The 16,414-nt window shown below is 65.4% G+C and carries 13 protein-coding genes and 1 rRNA gene; 6 read left to right on the forward strand and 8 right to left on the reverse strand.

Translation table 11 applies throughout. From position 1 onward, the window contains the following. Window positions 1–181, reverse strand: a 181-nt coding sequence (locus VE759_RS21585) for a hypothetical protein (protein WP_324936242.1), incomplete at its 3' end; no start/stop codon positions are given. On the opposite strand from VE759_RS21585, the gene rrf reads away from it, so the two are divergent. Beyond that, window positions 170–282: ribosomal RNA gene (gene rrf / locus VE759_RS21590) — 5S ribosomal RNA — on the forward strand. The two genes, VE759_RS21585 and rrf, sit on opposite strands and share 12 nt — an antisense overlap. 51 nt (window positions 283–333) lie before the next feature. On the opposite strand, the gene VE759_RS21595 is transcribed toward rrf, so the two are convergent. The 3 genes from VE759_RS21595 to VE759_RS21605 are packed head-to-tail and all read right to left on the reverse strand — an operon-like array spanning window position 334 to window position 3,985. After that, window positions 334–831: a methylated-DNA--[protein]-cysteine S-methyltransferase gene (locus tag VE759_RS21595; RefSeq protein WP_324936244.1), complete on the reverse strand. Its 498-nt coding sequence runs from the start codon at window positions 829–831 to the stop codon at window positions 334–336. 2 nt (window positions 832–833) lie between these two features. Continuing rightward, window positions 834–2,318, reverse strand: a complete 1,485-nt coding sequence (locus VE759_RS21600; RefSeq protein ID WP_324936246.1) for a DNA-3-methyladenine glycosylase 2 family protein — start codon at window positions 2,316–2,318, stop codon at window positions 834–836. 59 nt (window positions 2,319–2,377) lie between these two features. Continuing rightward, window positions 2,378–3,985, reverse strand: coding sequence for an adenylate/guanylate cyclase domain-containing protein (locus tag VE759_RS21605; RefSeq protein ID WP_324936319.1), 1,608 nt, complete (start codon window positions 3,983–3,985; stop codon window positions 2,378–2,380). A 44-nt stretch (window positions 3,986–4,029) separates the two neighbouring features. On the opposite strand from VE759_RS21605, the gene nucS reads away from it, so the two are divergent. Further along, window positions 4,030–4,701: an endonuclease NucS gene (nucS, locus tag VE759_RS21610; protein WP_324936248.1), complete on the forward strand. Its 672-nt coding sequence runs from the start codon at window positions 4,030–4,032 to the stop codon at window positions 4,699–4,701. Continuing rightward, on the forward strand, window positions 4,701–4,997 hold the full coding sequence (locus tag VE759_RS21615; RefSeq protein WP_324936250.1) for a hypothetical protein: 297 nt from the start codon (window positions 4,701–4,703) through the stop codon (window positions 4,995–4,997). Before nucS ends, VE759_RS21615 begins: the two co-directional genes overlap by 1 nt. Before the next feature lie 4 nt (window positions 4,998–5,001). On the opposite strand, the gene mce is transcribed toward VE759_RS21615, so the two are convergent. Further along, a complete protein-coding gene (mce, locus tag VE759_RS21620; RefSeq protein WP_324936252.1) occupies window positions 5,002–5,472 on the reverse strand; it encodes a methylmalonyl-CoA epimerase in 471 nt (156 codons plus the stop codon). Between the two features lie 81 nt (window positions 5,473–5,553). Between mce and VE759_RS21625 the strand changes: the two genes are divergently transcribed. Together VE759_RS21625 and VE759_RS21635 are read left to right on the forward strand one after the other, a co-directional pair. Continuing rightward, complete coding sequence (locus VE759_RS21625) at window positions 5,554–6,735, forward strand: acetyl-CoA C-acetyltransferase (protein ID WP_324936254.1); 1,182 nt, start codon at window positions 5,554–5,556, stop codon at window positions 6,733–6,735. 151 nt (window positions 6,736–6,886) lie between these two features. Further along, on the forward strand, window positions 6,887–7,774 hold the full coding sequence (locus tag VE759_RS21635; protein WP_324936256.1) for a tetratricopeptide repeat protein: 888 nt from the start codon (window positions 6,887–6,889) through the stop codon (window positions 7,772–7,774). Between the two features lie 34 nt (window positions 7,775–7,808). Here the strand turns inward: VE759_RS21635 and glgB are convergent, their stop codons facing one another. Both glgB and VE759_RS21645 read right to left on the reverse strand, forming a co-directional pair. Then, window positions 7,809–10,016 (reverse strand): 1,4-alpha-glucan branching protein GlgB, encoded by a 2,208-nt coding sequence (gene glgB, locus VE759_RS21640; RefSeq protein ID WP_324936258.1) that lies wholly within the window; start codon window positions 10,014–10,016, stop codon window positions 7,809–7,811. Between the two features lie 7 nt (window positions 10,017–10,023). Further along, on the reverse strand, window positions 10,024–12,096 hold the full coding sequence (locus tag VE759_RS21645) for an alpha-1,4-glucan--maltose-1-phosphate maltosyltransferase (RefSeq protein WP_324936260.1): 2,073 nt from the start codon (window positions 12,094–12,096) through the stop codon (window positions 10,024–10,026). 214 nt (window positions 12,097–12,310) lie between these two features. Between VE759_RS21645 and glgP the strand changes: the two genes are divergently transcribed. Further along, window positions 12,311–14,899: an alpha-glucan family phosphorylase gene (gene glgP, locus VE759_RS21650; RefSeq protein WP_324936262.1), complete on the forward strand. Its 2,589-nt coding sequence runs from the start codon at window positions 12,311–12,313 to the stop codon at window positions 14,897–14,899. 22 nt (window positions 14,900–14,921) lie between these two features. Here glgP and VE759_RS21655 read toward each other — a convergent pair whose 3' ends face one another. Beyond that, window positions 14,922–16,358 carry a neutral zinc metallopeptidase gene (locus VE759_RS21655; protein WP_324936264.1) on the reverse strand — a complete coding sequence of 479 codons (1,437 nt, stop codon included), beginning with the start codon at window positions 16,356–16,358 and terminating at the stop codon, window positions 14,922–14,924. Window positions 16,359–16,414: the final 56 nt, after the last annotated feature.

Here is a 16,414-nt window from a genome sequence, read left to right on the forward strand (position 1 = left end):
CACGCAGCAATGCGCTTAGGGAACTGGCACTAACCGGCCGAAAACTTACCCACACACCAACCAGCCGCCACCACACCACACCAACCCACACCCCACCACCAAACACACCCACCACAAAACACAAAAAAAGAAACACAAAAAACAAACACAAAAGAACAACCAACAAAGTTACGGCGGCCATAGCGGCAGGGAAACGCCCGGACCCATCCCGAACCCGGAAGCTAAGCCGGCCAGCGCCGATGATACTACCCACCCGGGTGGAAAAGTAGGACACCGCCGAACACACACAAAAACACCCCCGGCACACCACCGGGGGTGCTTTTTATCAGCGCCTCAGTCGAAAAGCGTCAAATTCGCTGAAATACGGTTTTTCTCCAAGTCGAGTAGCGCGCGTTTTCTATCCAGACCGCCGCCGTAACCGGTGAGGCCCCCGTTGGCTCCGATCACGCGGTGGCACGGCACGATTATTCCGATCGGGTTTCGCCCATTGGCCCGGCCCACGGCGCGGAAGGCCCCGGGTGCGCCGATCTGTTCAGCGATTTCTCCGTAGGACCTTGTTTCACCATACGGAATTGTCTGCAATGCCGCCCAGACCCGGCGTTCGAATGTTGTGCCGACCAGTTCCATGTCGAGGTCGAAACGTGTTCGCTCGCCGGCGAAGTAAGCGTTGAGCTGCTCCACAGCGTCCGCGAAAGCGGCGTCGTCGCGTTCCCAATTGGCACGATCGGGCTCGTAGGTCTGGTCCTCCATCCGCAAGTGACGCAAGGTGTTAGCCGGCCCGGCTAACGTCAATGTGCCGACGGGGCTGTCCGTCGTTCGATAACGAATCATGATCACGCTGTCTCCTTCGGTGGCCAGTGGTTCACTGGATGATCGAGGGCCGTCCACAGGTACTGGGCGGCGTACGACCGCCACGGCCGCCAGCGGGCGCTGCGTTCGGTCAGGGCTTTGGGGTCTGTCGGCAAGCCCAGCTGCTTGGCCGCCGCGCTAAGGCCGCCGTCGGTCGCGGGAAAGGCATCCGGGTCACCAAGCCCACGCATCGCGACCACTTCGGCCGTCCACGGTCCAATTCCCGGAAGCACGGACAGCTGCCGGCGGGCCCGAGTCCAATCGCAGCCCGGTCCGAGCTCGACGCTGCCGTCGCCGAGTGCGCGCACCAGCGCGCTCACCGTTCGCTGTCGCGATGCCGGCATCGCCAGGTGCGCCCAGTCCAGATCGGCAAGCTGAGCAACGGCGGGAAAGACATGGGTCAGACCGCCGCGGGCGTCGGCAATCGGCTCGCCATACGCGGTGACGATCCGATTTACGTGTGTGCGAGCGGCTTTCATCGACACCTGCTGCGCGATCACGGCCCGCACCGCGAGCTCGGATTCGTCGACCGTGCGCGGAATGCGTTGGCCCGGCGCTTTCGCGACCAGCGCAGTCAGATCGGAGTCGGCACCGAGGGCGTCGACCACCGCCTGCGGATCGGCGTCCAGGTCCAGCAGCCGCCGACAGCGCGCGATCGCGGTGGACAGATCCCTAAGGTCGTCCAGCGTCAGCAGACAACCCACGTGGTCGGGTGCAGGCGCCAGGCTGACGATCGCATTGCCCCAATGCAGCCGAAGGGTGCGGCGGTAAGCGCCGTCACGCACTTCCTCAATGCCGGGTACGGCACCTGCCGCCAGATGGCCGAACAGGCCCTCATAGGCGAACGGTGCCCGCACGGCGAGCCGCAGTGAAAGTGTGCCGGCACCGACCTGCGGGTTGGCATGCGCCGCGGCGCGCCTCCGCAGTGCGCTGGGTGTGGTGTCACAGACCTCGCGAACGGTGTCGTTGAACTGACGAATGCTCGAAAAGCCGGCCGCGAACGCGACATCGGCGAACGGCACATCGGTGGTCTCGATGAGGATGCGGGCGGATTGGATTCGTTGCGCGCGGGCCAGTGCGAGCGGGTTGGCGCCGACCTCCGCCTGTAGCAGCCGCTGAAGCTGGCGGGTGGTGTAGCCAACCCGGGCGGCCAAACCCGGCACGCCCTCGCGGTCCACGACGCCGTCGGCAATCAGCCGCATCGCACGGGCAACCAGGTCACCACGCACGTTCCATTCCGGCGAGCCGGGCGAGGCATCCGGGCGGCATCGCTTACAGGGCCGGAATCCGGCCCGCTGGGCGGCCGCGGCGGTGGGATAAAAGCGGATGTTGCGGGCAAAAGGCGACCGCGCCGGGCAGCTGGGTCGACAGTAGATCTTCGTGGTCAGGACCGCGGTGACAAACCATCCGTCGAACCTGGCGTCCCTGGATTGGAACGCGCGATAGCAGCGGTCGAAGTCCTCATGCACACTTCGACGATTACACGAGCCCACCGACAAGACTGGCGGAAAATCGACATCGTCGTGCGCTAGCCGGACTTCGGCACGGCCAGCCGCGTTGGCCGATCGCGGCCCCGCAACACCACCTCGCCGTCCAACTCCCAACAGCGGCGCTCGCGGTCACCTGCGTCCTCGACGGCGGCGGCAGACGCCAGCAGCCGTTGCGGCTTGGCTTTCGCCAGTTCGCAGAGCCGGGCCGCCTCGTTGACCGGGTCGCCGATGACCGTGTACTCGAAGCGTTCCTTCGCCCCGACGTTGCCCGCGACCACGTCACCCGCGGCCACTCCGATACCGGCAGGACATTCCGGCACCTCTTCGCGTATTCGACGTGCGATCCCGCGGGCGGCGGCGAGGGCATGATCCTCGGGCCTGTCGAGCCTGACCGGTGCGCCAAATACCGCCAGCGTCGCATCGCCTTCGAATTTGTTCAGCAGCCCGTGGTGCCGGTCCACCTCGTCGAAGACCACTCCGAAGAACCGGTTCAGCAGTCCGACAACCTCGATGGGCGGCTTGCTGGCCACCAACTCCGTCGAACCGATGATGTCAACGAAAAGAATTGCGGCATGGCGCACTTCGCCACCAAGATCCAGCTCCTGCCGCTCGGCGGCCTGCGCGACTTCACGACCGACATGGCGACCGAACAGATCGCGTAGCCGCTCCCGCTCACGCAACCCGTTCACCATCGCGTTGAATCCACGCTGCAGCTCGCCCAATTCGGTACCGTCGAACACCACGAGGTTGCAGTCGAGGTCGCCCTCTTCGACCCGCTTCAACGCGATGCGCACCACCCGCACCGGCGTCGCAGTAAGCCATGCCACCAGCCACATCAACAGGAACCCGACGACAAGTGCCACCACACCCAAAATGATTACGGCAACCGCGAATTGGGTTTCGGACAGATTCCGCAGTGACAACGCAAACAGAGCAGTGAGCACGATCCCGACCACGGGCAAGAACCCGAGCAGCCACACGATCATCGTCCGGCCCATGATTCCGTGGGCCAGTCGGCGTGGTGGGCGGCCGGCTTCGAGCGCCTGAGCCGCCACCGGTCGCAGCGCGAACTCGGTGAACAGATAGCAGATCGTAGCGACGACAATGCCGCTGAACCCGAGGGCGAACAGGTACCGCGGGATGAAAACGGTGTTCACCAACCCATACAGCGTCGTCAGCAATGCGGTTCCGATGCCCCAGAGAACGAGGTGGATCTTCGCCATGTGCCACGGCGCCAGAAACGTGTTGCGCTGATCCTCGCGAGTGGGCGGCCTTTCCTCGATCGCCCAGCGCAGTGCCCTGACGGTGCGACCAGTGGCCCAGAAGATGCCGACTATCAACGCCACCAGGATGTAGGCGGGCGAGACACCGAACGTCAGCCAGCGCGGCGCGTCGGTGAAGATGCTCGGCACCGGGAAAGCGACCCCCACGAGCAGCAGCGCGACGGCTATCCCGATCAGGTTCGCAGTAAGGACGAAAGTGGTCAGGATGATCTGGATGCGTACGCGGCGGCGCTGCTGGCTCTCGCCGACCCGCCCCAGCAGCCAGGAGCCGAAATCCGGCGTCTCCGGTAACCTCCCGCTCTGCCGGGTCACCTTCTCGAGGAACGTGCCGAGCCGTTGTGCGATCGACTTGCTGGCAACCATGGTGGCGTTGAGCCTAATCGTGGGCTTCGCCATAAAGTGGACGAGTGCGCCTTGTGATCGCCCAATGCACGGTGGACTATCTGGGACGACTCACCGCTCATCTGCCGTCGGCGCGCAGGCTGCTGCTGATCAAGGCCGACGGATCGGTCAGCGTGCACGCCGATGACCGTGCCTACAAGCCGCTGAACTGGATGAGCCCGCCGTGTTGGCTCACCGAGGAAAACGGCGGCCTGCTCCCGGTGTGGGTCGTGCAGAACAAGGCCGGTGAGCAGCTACGCATCACGATCGAGGCGCTGGAGCACGACTCAAGCCACGACTTGGGCGTGGACCCGGGTCTGGTCAAGGACGGCGTCGAGGCACATCTGCAACAGCTGCTTGCCGAGCACGTTGAGTTACTCGGTTCCGGTTACACATTGGTTCGCCGCGAGTACATGACCGCGATCGGGCCCGTCGACCTGTTGTGCCGCGACGAGCAGGGCCGCTCGGTGGCGGTCGAGATCAAGCGCCGCGGCGAGATCGACGGCGTCGAGCAACTCACCCGCTATCTGGAGCTGCTCAACCGCGACAGCCTGCTGGCTCCGGTCAGTGGCGTTTTCGCCGCCCAGCAGATTAAACCTCAGGCCCGCACACTGGCGGCCGACCGGGGAATCCGTTGCATCACTCTGGATTATGACCAGATGCGTGGCATGGACAGCGACGAATACAGGTTGTTCTGATGCCTCGGCGCGAGCCCCCCTCCCGGCGGCGACCGTCGCTACCCCCGTTGCCCACCCAACGCCGCATCGAAACAGGCCCAGACGGTTACGAGTACGAAGTACGGCCGGTGCCAGCGTCGCGCGCTGTCAAGACTTATCGTTGCCCGGGCTGCGATCATGAAATTCGTTCCGGCACTGCTCATCTCGTGGTTTGGCCGGCGGACGCTGCGGATCCGAGCACGGCCGACCGACGGCACTGGCACACCACATGCTGGACGCACCGCGCAACGCGCAGCCCGACGCGGCGCTGGTCTTAGCGGATCAGTGTTGGGGCGGCGGCTCGACAAGCTCGATGAGCACGCCGCCGGCGTCCTTGGGATGGATGAAGTTGATGCGGGAATCCGCGGTGCCGCGCCGAGGCGCGTCGTACAGCACCCGGACACCCTGTTGCTCAAGCCGATCGGTCAGCTCGTCGAGGTCGGACACGCGGTACGCCAACTGCTGGATACCGGGCCCGCGCTTATCGAGGAACTTCGCGATTACCGATGAGTCATCGATAGGCGCCATCAGCTGAACCTGGGCACTGCCCACCGGTGCGCCGCGCACCGACAGCATCGCCTCCCGGATGCCCTGGTCCTTGTTGACCTCCTCGTGCAGCACGATCATCCCGAGGTGATCGTGATACCAGGTGATTGCCGCATCCATGTCCCGAACCGCGATGCCGACGTGGTCGATGGCCGTCACCAGCGCACTAGCGAGGGAGCGACGGGCATCAACCTGCTCGGTAGACATAACGCAACGGTAACCTGATGGGAAAGATTCTGCTTCTCCGGTCGAACGCCAGACCCATCCGGACAGTGTGTGGAGGTATTCATGACGACCTCGGTCATCGTTGCTGGAGCGCGTACGCCGATCGGCAAACTGATGGGTTCGCTGAAGGATTTTTCGGGCAGCGACCTGGGTGCGATCGCGATCGGGGGGGCGCTGGAGAAGGCCAAGGTACCGGCGTCGCTGGTGGAGTACGTGATCATGGGCCAGGTGCTGACGGCGGGCGCCGGCCAGATGCCCGCCCGCCAGGCGGCGGTCAAGGCGGGCATCGGATGGGACGTGCCGGCGCTGACCGTCAACAAGATGTGTTTGTCCGGCATCGACGCCATCGCACTGGCTGACCAGCTGATTCGCGCGGGAGAGTTCGACGTTGTGGTTGCGGGGGGCCAGGAATCGATGACGGCCGCGCCGCACCTACTGATGGGTAGCCGGGCGGGCTACAAGTACGGCGATGTCACGGTTCTCGACCACATGGCCTACGACGGCCTGTACGACGTGTTCACCGACCAGCCGATGGGCGCGCTGACCGAACAGCGCAACGCCGTCGACCAGTTCACCCGTGAGGAGCAGGACGAGTTTGCCGCGCGCTCGCATCAAAAGGCGGCCGCGGCTTGGAAGGACGGCATCTTCGCCGACGAGGTGGTCCCGGTCGAGATCCCGCAGCGCAAGGGTGATCCCATCGAGTTCACCGAGGACGAGGGCATCCGCGCCAACACCACCGCGGAGTCGTTGGCCGGGCTAAAGCCGGCGTTCCGGCCCGACGGCACGATCACCGCGGGCTCGTCATCGCAGATTTCCGACGGCGCCGCCGCCGTGGTGGTGATGAACAAGGCCAAGGCCAAAGATCTCGGTCTTAGCTGGCTGGTCGAGATCGGCGCGCACGGCGTGGTCGCCGGCCCGGATTCGACCCTGCAGAGTCAGCCCGCCAACGCGATCAAGAAGGCCGCTGCGCGCCAGGGAATCACGGTCGACCAGCTCGACGTCGTTGAGATCAACGAAGCGTTCGCCGCGGTCGCACTGGCCTCGACCCGCGAGCTGGGCATCGACCCGGAGCTCGTCAATGTGAACGGCGGCGCGATTGCGGTCGGCCACCCCATCGGCATGTCCGGTGCGCGAATCACGCTGCACGCCGCGCTCGAACTGGCGCGACGCCGCTCGGGTTACGGGGTTGCGGCCTTGTGCGGCGCCGGCGGCCAGGGCGACGCGCTGATTCTTCGCGCGGGCTGATTGCCAATGGCTGCTGGGTTTGCTGGCCAGCATGGTGCCGCTGTGCAGTGTGATCTTCCTCATAGCGGCGGATCGAGCGGGTCGCCTGCGGCGCGGACCGTGACCCAGGCGGCCGCCACCGCACCCAGCACCGCGTGACAAACTTGACGATGTGACTCGTCCGCGTCCGCCCATCGCGCCCGCCATGGCGGGCGCCGTCGATTTGTCCGCGCTCAAGCAGCGTGCGGCCCAAGGTGAGAACGCCGGTGGGCCGCAGGCCGGCGTCGAGCTCACCGAGGCCAATTTCGAGGCCGAGGTACTCGTCAAGTCCAACGAGGTACCCGTCGTGGTGGTGCTGTGGTCGCCGCGCAGCGACGTGTCGGTCCAGCTGGCCGACGCCCTGGGTGAGATGGCGTCGGCCGGCGACGGTAAGTGGTCGCTGGCCACCGTCAACGTGGACGTCGTGCCGAGAGTGGCCCAGATCTTCGGTGTGCAGGCGGTGCCCACCGTCGTGGCGTTGGCCGCCGGGCAGCCGATCTCGAGTTTCCAAGGCATGCAGCCGCCCGAGCAGTTGCGCCGATGGCTCGACTCGCTGGTGTCGGCGACGGCCGGCAAGCTCGGGGACGCAGCCGATTCCGAGCCGGCACAGGTCGACCCCGGCGTTGCGAAGGCTCGTGAGCTGCTCGAAACGGGCAACTTTGACGCCGCGCTCGGCGCCTACCAGGCGATCCTCGACAACGATCCCGACCACCCCGAGGCCAAGGGCGCGGTTCGACAGATCAGGTTCTTGCAGCGGGCGACCTCACAGCGGCCGGATGCGACGCGCGTCGCCGACGCGGCGCCCGACGACATTGACGCCGCGTTCGCCGCCGCCGATGTCCAGATCCTGCAGCAGCAGGTGGATGCCGCCTTCGACCGGCTGATCTCGCTGATCCGCCGCACGTCGGGTGACGAGCGGACAAGGGTTCGCACTCGGCTAATCGAACTTTTCGACCTGTTCGAGCCCGCCGATCCGGCAGTCATCGCGGGCCGGCGCAATCTTGCCAACGCGTTGTACTAGTACGCCTTGCGGACGTGCAGTGCCCCGGCGTCAGCTACTCCGGCTCGAGCCAGAGCGCCGACAGCGGTGGTAGCACCATCACCGCCGACGCAGCCCGGCCGTGCCACGGTTCGTCGGTGGCGTCGATGGCTCCATAATTGCCGATTCCGGAGCCGTTGTAGATGTCGGCGTCGGTGTTGAGCAGCTCACGCCAGCGCCCGGAGCGCGGCAGGCCGAGCCGGTAGCGGGTGTGCTCGGTGCCGGCGAAGTTGAACACGCACGCCAGCATCGACCCGTCGCTGCCGAAGCGCAGGAAGCTCAACACGTTATTGGCCGAGTCGTTGGCGTCGATCCACGAGTAGCCCTCGGGGCTGGTATCGCGGGTCCACAGCGCCGGGCGGCTGCGGTACACCTCGTTGAGGTCGTGAACCATTCGCAGGATGCCGTTGGAGAAGTTGTTCTCGTCGAGCTGGAACCAGTCCACCCCGCGTTCTTCGGACCATTCGGCGCGTTGGCCGAATTCCTGACCCATGAACAACAGCTGCTTGCCGGGATGAGCCCACTGGTAGGCGAGCAGGCTGCGCAGCCCGGCGGCCTTCATGTGGTCGTTGCCCGGCATGCGGCCCCACAACGTGCCCTTGCCGTGCACGACCTCGTCGTGACTCAGCGGCAGCACGAAGTTCTCGCTGAACGCATACAGCATGGAGAACGTCATCTCGTGGTGGTGGTAGCTGCGGTGCACCGGGTCGTGGCTGATGTAGTCGAGCGTGTCGTGCATCCAGCCCATGTTCCACTTCATCGAGAAGCCAAGGCCGCCAAGGTTAGTTGGCCGCGTCACACCCGGCCATGATGTGGACTCCTCGGCGACGGTCACGATCCCCGGCGCCACCTTGTGCACGGTCGCGTTCATCTCCTGCAGGAACTGCACCGCCTCGAGGTTCTCGCGGCCACCGTGAATGTTCGGCGTCCAGCCGCCCTGCGGACGCGAATAGTCCAGGTAGAGCATGGAAGCCACCGCGTCCACGCGCAGCCCGTCGACGTGGAACTCCTCCAGCCAGTACAGCGCGTTGGCGACCAGGAAGTTACGGACCTCCGGCCGACCGAAGTCGAATACGTAGGTGCCCCAGTCCAGCTGCTCGCCGCGGTGCGGGTCGGAATGTTCGTAGAGCGGCGTTCCGTCGAAGCGCCCCAGCGCCCAAGCGTCCTTGGGGAAGTGCGCGGGCACCCAGTCGATGATGATGCCGACGCCGGCCTGGTGCAGCACGTCGACCACTGCGCGGAAGTCATCGGGTGTGCCGAACCGCGACGTCGGCGCGTAATACGACGTCACCTGATACCCCCACGAGCCGCCGAACGGATGCTCGGCCACCGGAAGCAGCTCCACATGTGTAAAGCCTTGCGACACCACGTATTCGGTGAGCTCGCTGGCCAGTTGACGATAGCTGAGCCCCGGCCGCCACGAGCCCAGATGCACCTCGTAGGTGCTCATCGGCTCGAACACCGGGTTCTGCCGCGCTCGCCGCTGCATCCACTCGTCGTCGCGCCACTCGAAGCTGCTTGTGGTCACCCGAGACGCGGTCTGCGGGGGTACCTCGGTCGCGTACGCGAACGGGTCGGCACGATCGGTCACCACGCCGTCGGCGCCGTGCACCCGGAACTTGTACAGCCCGTCGTCGGGGAAGCCCGGCCAGAACAACTCCCACACGCCCGAGGAACCCAGCACCCGAAGCTGAGCTTCGTTGCCGTCCCAGTGGTTGAACTCACCAATCAGACTGACGCCCTTGGCATTCGGCGCCCACACGGCAAACGAGACCCCGTGCACCTCGCCATCGGGCGTGGTGAACGAGCGCGGATGGGCGCCCATGATTTCCCAAAGCCGTTCGTGACGCCCCTCGGCGAACAGGTGCAGATCCATCTCGCCGAGTGTGGGCAGGAAGCGGTAGCCGTCGGCGACGGTATGCACATCCAGCGATCCGCCGGCGCCCTGATAGGTGATCCGCAGCCGGTAATCGACGAGGTTGGTGAACGGCAGCGCGACCGCGAACAGTCCGGACTCAATATGGGTGAACGGGTATCGATCGTCGCCGACCAGTGCGGCCACCTCGACGGCGTGCGGGCGATACGCTCGAATGACGGTGTGTTCGCCGTATTCGTGCGCCCCGAGGACGGCATGCGGATTGTGATGTTCGCCGGCCAACAGCCGGTCCAGGTCGGCGCGCCCTGGTGCCAGATTCCTGCTGGTCAGCTGATCGGGTCGAGTCATCTTCTTGTCACTCCCTGCGCAATAGCGTTAATCGCGACTCTTCGGGAACCAGGGGCAGATTGAGGATATGTGCGACGGCCTTGGCCGGCTCGAGTCGCACATAGTTATTCTGACCCCACTCGTATTCCTCTCCGGTGACCTCATCGCGCACCCAGAATCGGTCGTACCATTCCCTGCCCAGCGCCGGCAGATCCAAGGAAAGCGTCGCTTCTTCCGCCCCGAACGGGTTCAGCGTCACGACGACCAGCACCGCGTCGCCGGTCACCGGGTCGAACTTGCTGTAGGCCAGCAGCGCCTCGTTGGAGATCTGATGGAACCGGATCGTGCGCAGTTCGCGCAGCGCGGGGTGCACACGGCGGATTTCGTTGAGTCGGGTGAGGAACGGCTCCAGAGACCGACCCCGCTTCAGCGCGCCCTCGAAGTCGCGTGGCTTCAGCTCGTACTTCTCGGAGTTCAGGTACTCCTCGCTGCCCTCGCGCACCGGCCAGTGTTCGAACAACTCGTAACCGGAATACACACCCCACGACGGGCTCATCGTCGAGGCCAGCACCGCGCGGATCGCGAACATCCCCGGGCCGCCGCGTTGCAACGTCTCGTGCAGGATGTCCGGGGTGTTGACGAACAGGTTCGGCCGCGCGTAGTCGGCGTGCGCGGCGATCTGCTGCCCGAACTCGATCAGCTCCGACTTGCCGGTGCGCCAGGTGAAGTACGTATACGACTGCGTGAAGCCCAGCTTGGCCAGCCCGTACAGCCGGGCCGGCCGGGTGAAGGCCTCGGACAGGAAGAGCACGTCGGCGTCGACGAGCTTCACCTGCTCGATCAGCCACTCCCAGAAGTTGGGTGGCTTGGTGTGCGGGTTGTCGACGCGGAAGATCTTCACGCCGTGGTTGACCCAGTGCAGCACCACACGCAGGACTTCCTGGTACAGCCCGGCGGGATCGTTGTCGAAGTTCAGCGGATAGATGTCCTGGTACTTCTTGGGTGGATTCTCGGCGTAGGCGATGGTCCCGTCCGGCAACTCGGTGAACCAGTGGCGATGCTGCCGGGCCCACGGATGGTCGGGCGCGCACTGCAAAGCCAGGTCGAGCGCCACTTCAAGGCCGATCTCGCCGGCCGCGGCGACGAACTTGTCGAAGTCCTCGATCGTGCCGAGGGCGGGGTGGACGGCGTCGTGGCCGCCCTCGTCGCTGCCGATGGCCCACGGCGACCCGACGTCGTCGGGTGCTGCGGTCACCGAGTTGTTGCGGCCCTTGCGGTGCACCTTGCCGATGGGATGGATCGGCGGAAGGTAGACCACATCGAACCCCATTCGGGCGATGCGCGGCAACGCGTCGATGGCGGTGGCAAAGGTGCCGTGGACCGGATTGCCCTTGCCGTCCCAGCCGCCGGTCGAGCGCGGAAACATCTCGTACCAAGAGCCGAAGCGGGCGCGTGGGCGATCCACCCACACGCCATACTGCTCGCCGCGGGTGAGCATTTCGCGCAGCGGGAACTGCGACAGCAACTCAGTGATTTCGTTCGTCGAGGCGGCGGCGACCCGCGCGAACGGATCACCGCGCCTGTGCAACGCCGCGGCGGCCTCGAGCAGTGGGTCGCGCAGCTTGCGTGGAACACCCATCGCGGCACGCTGAAACAGCCGTGCGCCGAGTTCCAAGTCGTTGGACAGCTCGGCCTCGCCCTGGCCGGCGTCCAGCTTCGTGGTGATGGCGCGCCGCCACGTGCTGATCGGGTCGCCCCAGCCGTCCACGCGAAATGTCCACAGGCCGACGCTGTCGGGGCTGAACACACCGTGGAACACGTCGGGGGTTTCGCCCACCGACATCGGAAGCAGCAGCGGCTTGATCCGGGTCGTGGCGGCCGCTGCCGTTGCGACCTGTGCGTCCTGCGTGAGTGGCGTGGTGCTGAGCTGCGGATAGTGGGGCCCGAGATACCGGACCACAAGCGTCGCGGCGACGGCGTCGTGGCCTTCCCGCCACACCGTGGCGCGCACCGGGATGATCTCCCCGATCACGGCCTTGGCAGGGTATCTGCCGCCGGAAACGACGGGCTGCACGCCGTCGATAGCGATTCGACCGGGCACCCTGCACTCCGTTCTACGGCGCGGCACCTGGGGCCGCGCGGTGTCCTGATCCGTGTCGTTGACCGTTCATCGCCCAATACCCACCGTAGTGTCCGGGCACACTTCGCGGCCAATGGACGGGCATCAAGCGACACCCGCCGGAACGAACCGAGGGGTTCAAGTGAAACGCTTGCCCGCCGGGCGGCGACATGGATTCTGCGTAAGGTAGACATGCGTGAAGGCTCTCCGTCGTTTCACAGTCCGCGCGCATCTTCCGGACCGGCTGGCCGCGCTCGAGCAGCTGTCGGTGAACCTGCGGTGGTCGTGGGACAAGCCGACACAGGATCTTTTTGCCGCAATCGATCAGGAGCTCTGGCAGCAGACTGGCGAAGATCCGGTGGCGCTGCTCGGCGCGGTAAGCCCCAAGCGACTGGACGACCTGGCTGTCGACGAGAGGTTTCTGGAGCGGCTAGACCGGCTCGCCGATGACCTCAACAACTATCTGACCCAGCCGCGATGGTATCAGGACCGGGCCCGGGCCGGCATCGAGCTGCCGACCGGAATCGCTTACTTCTCTATGGAATTCGGCGTATCAGAGGTCTTGCCGAACTATTCCGGCGGGTTGGGCATTCTGGCCGGCGACCACCTGAAGTCCGCTTCGGACCTGGGATTGCCGCTGATCGGGGTGGGCCTGTACTACCGATCGGGCTACTTCCGTCAGTCGTTGACCGCCGACGGTTGGCAGCACGAAACTTATCCTTCGATTGATCCGCAGGGACTGCCGCTGCGCCTGCTCTGCGACGGCACCGGCACGCCGAAGCTGGTCGCGCTGACGATGCCGGAATACGAGCTGTATGCGCGGGTCTGGATAGCGCAGGTTGGTCGAGTCCCATTGTTGCTGTTGGACTCTGACGTTCCGGAGAACGAACACGATCTACGGAATGTGACGGATCGGCTCTACGGCGGCGACCAGGACCACCGCATCAAGCAGGAGATCCTTGCCGGTGTCGGCGGCGTGCGCGCGATCCGGGCGTTCACCGCCGGGGAAGGGCTGCCCGCGCCGGAGGTCTTCCACATGAACGAGGGACACGCGGGCTTCCTCGGACTGGAGCGCATCCGCGAACTGAGCACCGACGAGGGCCTCGATTTCGATACTGCGCTGACCGTGGTCCGATCCAGCACCGTGTTCACCACCCACACGCCGGTGTCGGCCGGGATCGACCGCTTCCCGGTCGAGATGGTGCGACACTATTTCGGCGGCAAGGACCGCGACCGCAAGTCGGTGCTGCTTCCGGGCGTGCCGGTGGACCGGATTGTCGGGCTAGGCGCTGAGGATGACCCCTCGAAGTTCAACATGGCGCACATGGGGCTGCGGCTGGCGCAGCGGGCCAACGGCGTATCCCGGCTGCACGGCCGCGTCAGCCGGGCGATGTTCAACGAGTTGTGGCCGGGATTCGATCCCATCGAGGTGCCGATCGGCTCCATCACCAATGGCGTGCATGCGCCGACGTGGGCGGCGCCGGAGTGGCTCGAGCTGGGCCGTGAACTGATCGGCGCTGACTCACCCAGTGAGCCGGCGGTGTGGGAGCGGCTGAAGCAGGTCGATCGCGGACACCTGTGGTGGATCCGCTCCCAGCTGCGCGAAGCGCTCATCGCCGATGTGCGGCGCCGGCTGCGCCGGTCTTGCCTGGAGCGTGGCGCCTCGGAGGCCCAATTAGGCTGGACCGCAACGGCATTCGATCCCAACGTGCTGACGATCGGATTCGCCCGCCGGGTGCCGACGTACAAGCGGCTGACGTTGATGCTGCGTGACCCGGATCGTCTGCGGCGGCTGCTGCTCGACACGAACCGGCCGATTCAGATGATCGTGGCGGGCAAGTCGCATCCTGCTGACGACGGCGGTAAGGCACTGATCCAGCAGGTGGTTCGGTTCGCCGACCAGCCCGAGGTGCGGCATCGGATCGCGTTTCTGCCCGACTACGACATGTCGATGGCCCGCGTGCTGTATTGGGGTTGTGACGTTTGGCTGAACAATCCGCTGCGGCCGTTGGAGGCCTGCGGCACGTCAGGAATGAAGAGCGCGCTGAACGGCGGCCTGAACCTGTCCATTCGGGATGGCTGGTGGGACGAGTGGTACGACCGCGAAAACGGCTGGGAGATACCGACCGCCGACGGTGTGGCCGACGAGCAGCGACGCGACGATCTCGAGGCCAGCGCGCTGTATGACCTGTTGGAGCAGTCTGTCGCGCCGACGTTCTACGAACGCGACGAGAGCGGTGTCCCGCAGCGATGGATCGAGATGGTGCGGCACACCCTGATCATGCTGGGGCCCAAGGTGCTGGCGTCGCGGATGGTCCGCGAGTACACCGAGAAGTACTACGCGCCGGCCGCGCAATCTTTGCGCCGTACCGCTGCCGCCGTCGACGGCGAGCGGTTCGGCGCCGCCCACCAACTGGCGGCCTATCGACAGCGCGTTGTCGAGGCGTGGCCGAAGCTGCAGATCACCGAGGTGGACAGCACCGGGCTGCCGGACACACCGCTGCTCGGCTCGGAGCTCACGTTGACCGCCACCGTGCAGCTCGCGGGACTGCGGCCCGACGAGGTGGCGGTGCAGGCGGTGCTCGGGCGGGTGGACGCTGCAGACGGGCTGATCAGCCCGGTTTTGGTGCCGATGACGCACAGCGGATCGACAGACGGCAATCACGTGTTCGCTGCGACGACGCCGCTGCCGGTAGCCGGATCGGTCGGCTACACGGTGCGGGTGTTACCGCACCATTCCCTGTTGTCGGGCGACAATGAGTTGGGCCTGGTCACGTTGGCTTGATGTGACGAAAGCGGTGTGACGATCATGGGTAGCGCTTGATGCAGCGGTCCTGATCGCCGAGCACACCGGTGCGGAATGCGTCGATCCGTGAAAAGCCCGAAGGGACCGACTCACCGTTGACGTCACTGGCCGCCAGACCATTGGTCAGCACGCCCGAAACGGCTTCATCGAGGTCTCCGGCGGTCAACGCGATCGGGTGGCCGTCGGAGGTGGTGACCTCCTCGGACAGCTTCGTCGTCGCCACACCGGTCAGGCACGCCGTGCGCAGGGCCGCCTCGGCGTCATTGAGGACCAGGCCACCGTGCTCGTTCTGAATGGCCAACATGTACCGTGACGTGAGCACGGAGTACGCGGTGTTGTCGCCGAACATCAATCCGGTGTTGCGGTCGGTTTCGACTTGCTCGCCCATCTTCTGCAACTCGGGCAGGTTCACCGAGATCGTATTGTTGGCCGGGCAATACGACACCGCTGGGCTCGACTGGACCTGCGGGCAGGACCGCTCGTCGAAGCTCAGTTTCGGCGAGTTCTTTGGTTTGAAGAGGATGTTGAGCGCTTCGATCACCGACTTCACCGACGTCTCGGTGACGGGCAGTTCGCCGGATTGTTTCTGCTGCAGCGCCGCGGGCAGGTCGCCGCGACGTTGGGTGATCTCCTTCTCGTCGATCGCTGCACACGGGTGCACGCCGTCGGTGAATCCTAATTGAAACGCCGAGACCCGTTCGAACGCCGAACCATGTCCATTTACACCCCTCTCCGGATCGTTTTCGTTCAGCAGCGGGTCGTGGAAGGAGATCATGGCCGCCAGTAAGTTGTTCAGCCCGTCGCCGGTGCTGAGTGTGAACCGCGGTGAATTGCCCTCGGCCACCCAGCGCAAGTACACCCCGGCGAAGCAGTCGGCCTGTTGCTCAGCGACCAGCGTGGGCGTGTTGTCGTCGACGAGCTTGGCCATCTTCTGGATGGCATGGCCGTATTCGTGCGCCAGAACCATCGTGATGGCCATGTCACCGAACTGGCTTCGCAGATCGGGCAGCAGCTCGCCGCGATCCCATCCGATCGTGTCGTCGGTGACGCAGAACGCGGCGTTGACGAGGCCGGTGGTGTCCTCACGGCAGAAATCAATGCCGCTGTAGCCCTTGGCGTCCCAGGAGACGACCTTCTTGATCGGGATGAACTTGCCCGGCAAAGGATCGGTGAACGCGTCGTTCCAGAACTCTTCAATGTCGGTGACGGACTGCGCGGCCAACTGGTCGTCCCTGCCGCCGTCGGTGTCCTCGACCGCACGGGTGGGGCCCTTGGCGTCGGGGCGCAAGCCGGTCGGGCCGCCGGTGGCAGGAATGCCAGCCACTTGAAATGGGTCGTTGAACACCGAAATCGGTTTGCCACTAAGGAGATTCGTGCATCCAGCGACCACCAGCGCCGTGCCGGCCGCGACGACGGCGACACCCAGCAGTCGACTCATCGGATTACCTCTCGGGCGTGGACGGTCCGCGACCGGCGCAATGATCGTTGCCACAA

It is taken from the genome of Mycobacterium sp. (assembly GCF_035640695.1).
In the GTDB taxonomy this organism is placed as follows: domain Bacteria; phylum Actinomycetota; class Actinomycetes; order Mycobacteriales; family Mycobacteriaceae; genus Mycobacterium.

Coding starts and splice junctions, on each gene's coding strand:
- VE759_RS21625 (WP_324936254.1), top strand. CDS start 5,554: ATGACGACCTCGGTCATCGTTGCTGGAGCGCGTACGCCGATCGGCAAA.
- glgB (WP_324936258.1), bottom strand. CDS start 10,016: ATGACTCGACCCGATCAGCTGACCAGCAGGAATCTGGCACCAGGGCGC.
- VE759_RS21655 (WP_324936264.1), bottom strand. CDS start 16,358: ATGAGTCGACTGCTGGGTGTCGCCGTCGTCGCGGCCGGCACGGCGCTG.
- VE759_RS21595 (WP_324936244.1), bottom strand. CDS start 831: ATGATTCGTTATCGAACGACGGACAGCCCCGTCGGCACATTGACGTTA.
- mce (WP_324936252.1), bottom strand. CDS start 5,472: ATGTCTACCGAGCAGGTTGATGCCCGTCGCTCCCTCGCTAGTGCGCTG.
- VE759_RS21615 (WP_324936250.1), top strand. CDS start 4,701: ATGCCTCGGCGCGAGCCCCCCTCCCGGCGGCGACCGTCGCTACCCCCG.
- VE759_RS21605 (WP_324936319.1), bottom strand. CDS start 3,985: ATGGTTGCCAGCAAGTCGATCGCACAACGGCTCGGCACGTTCCTCGAG.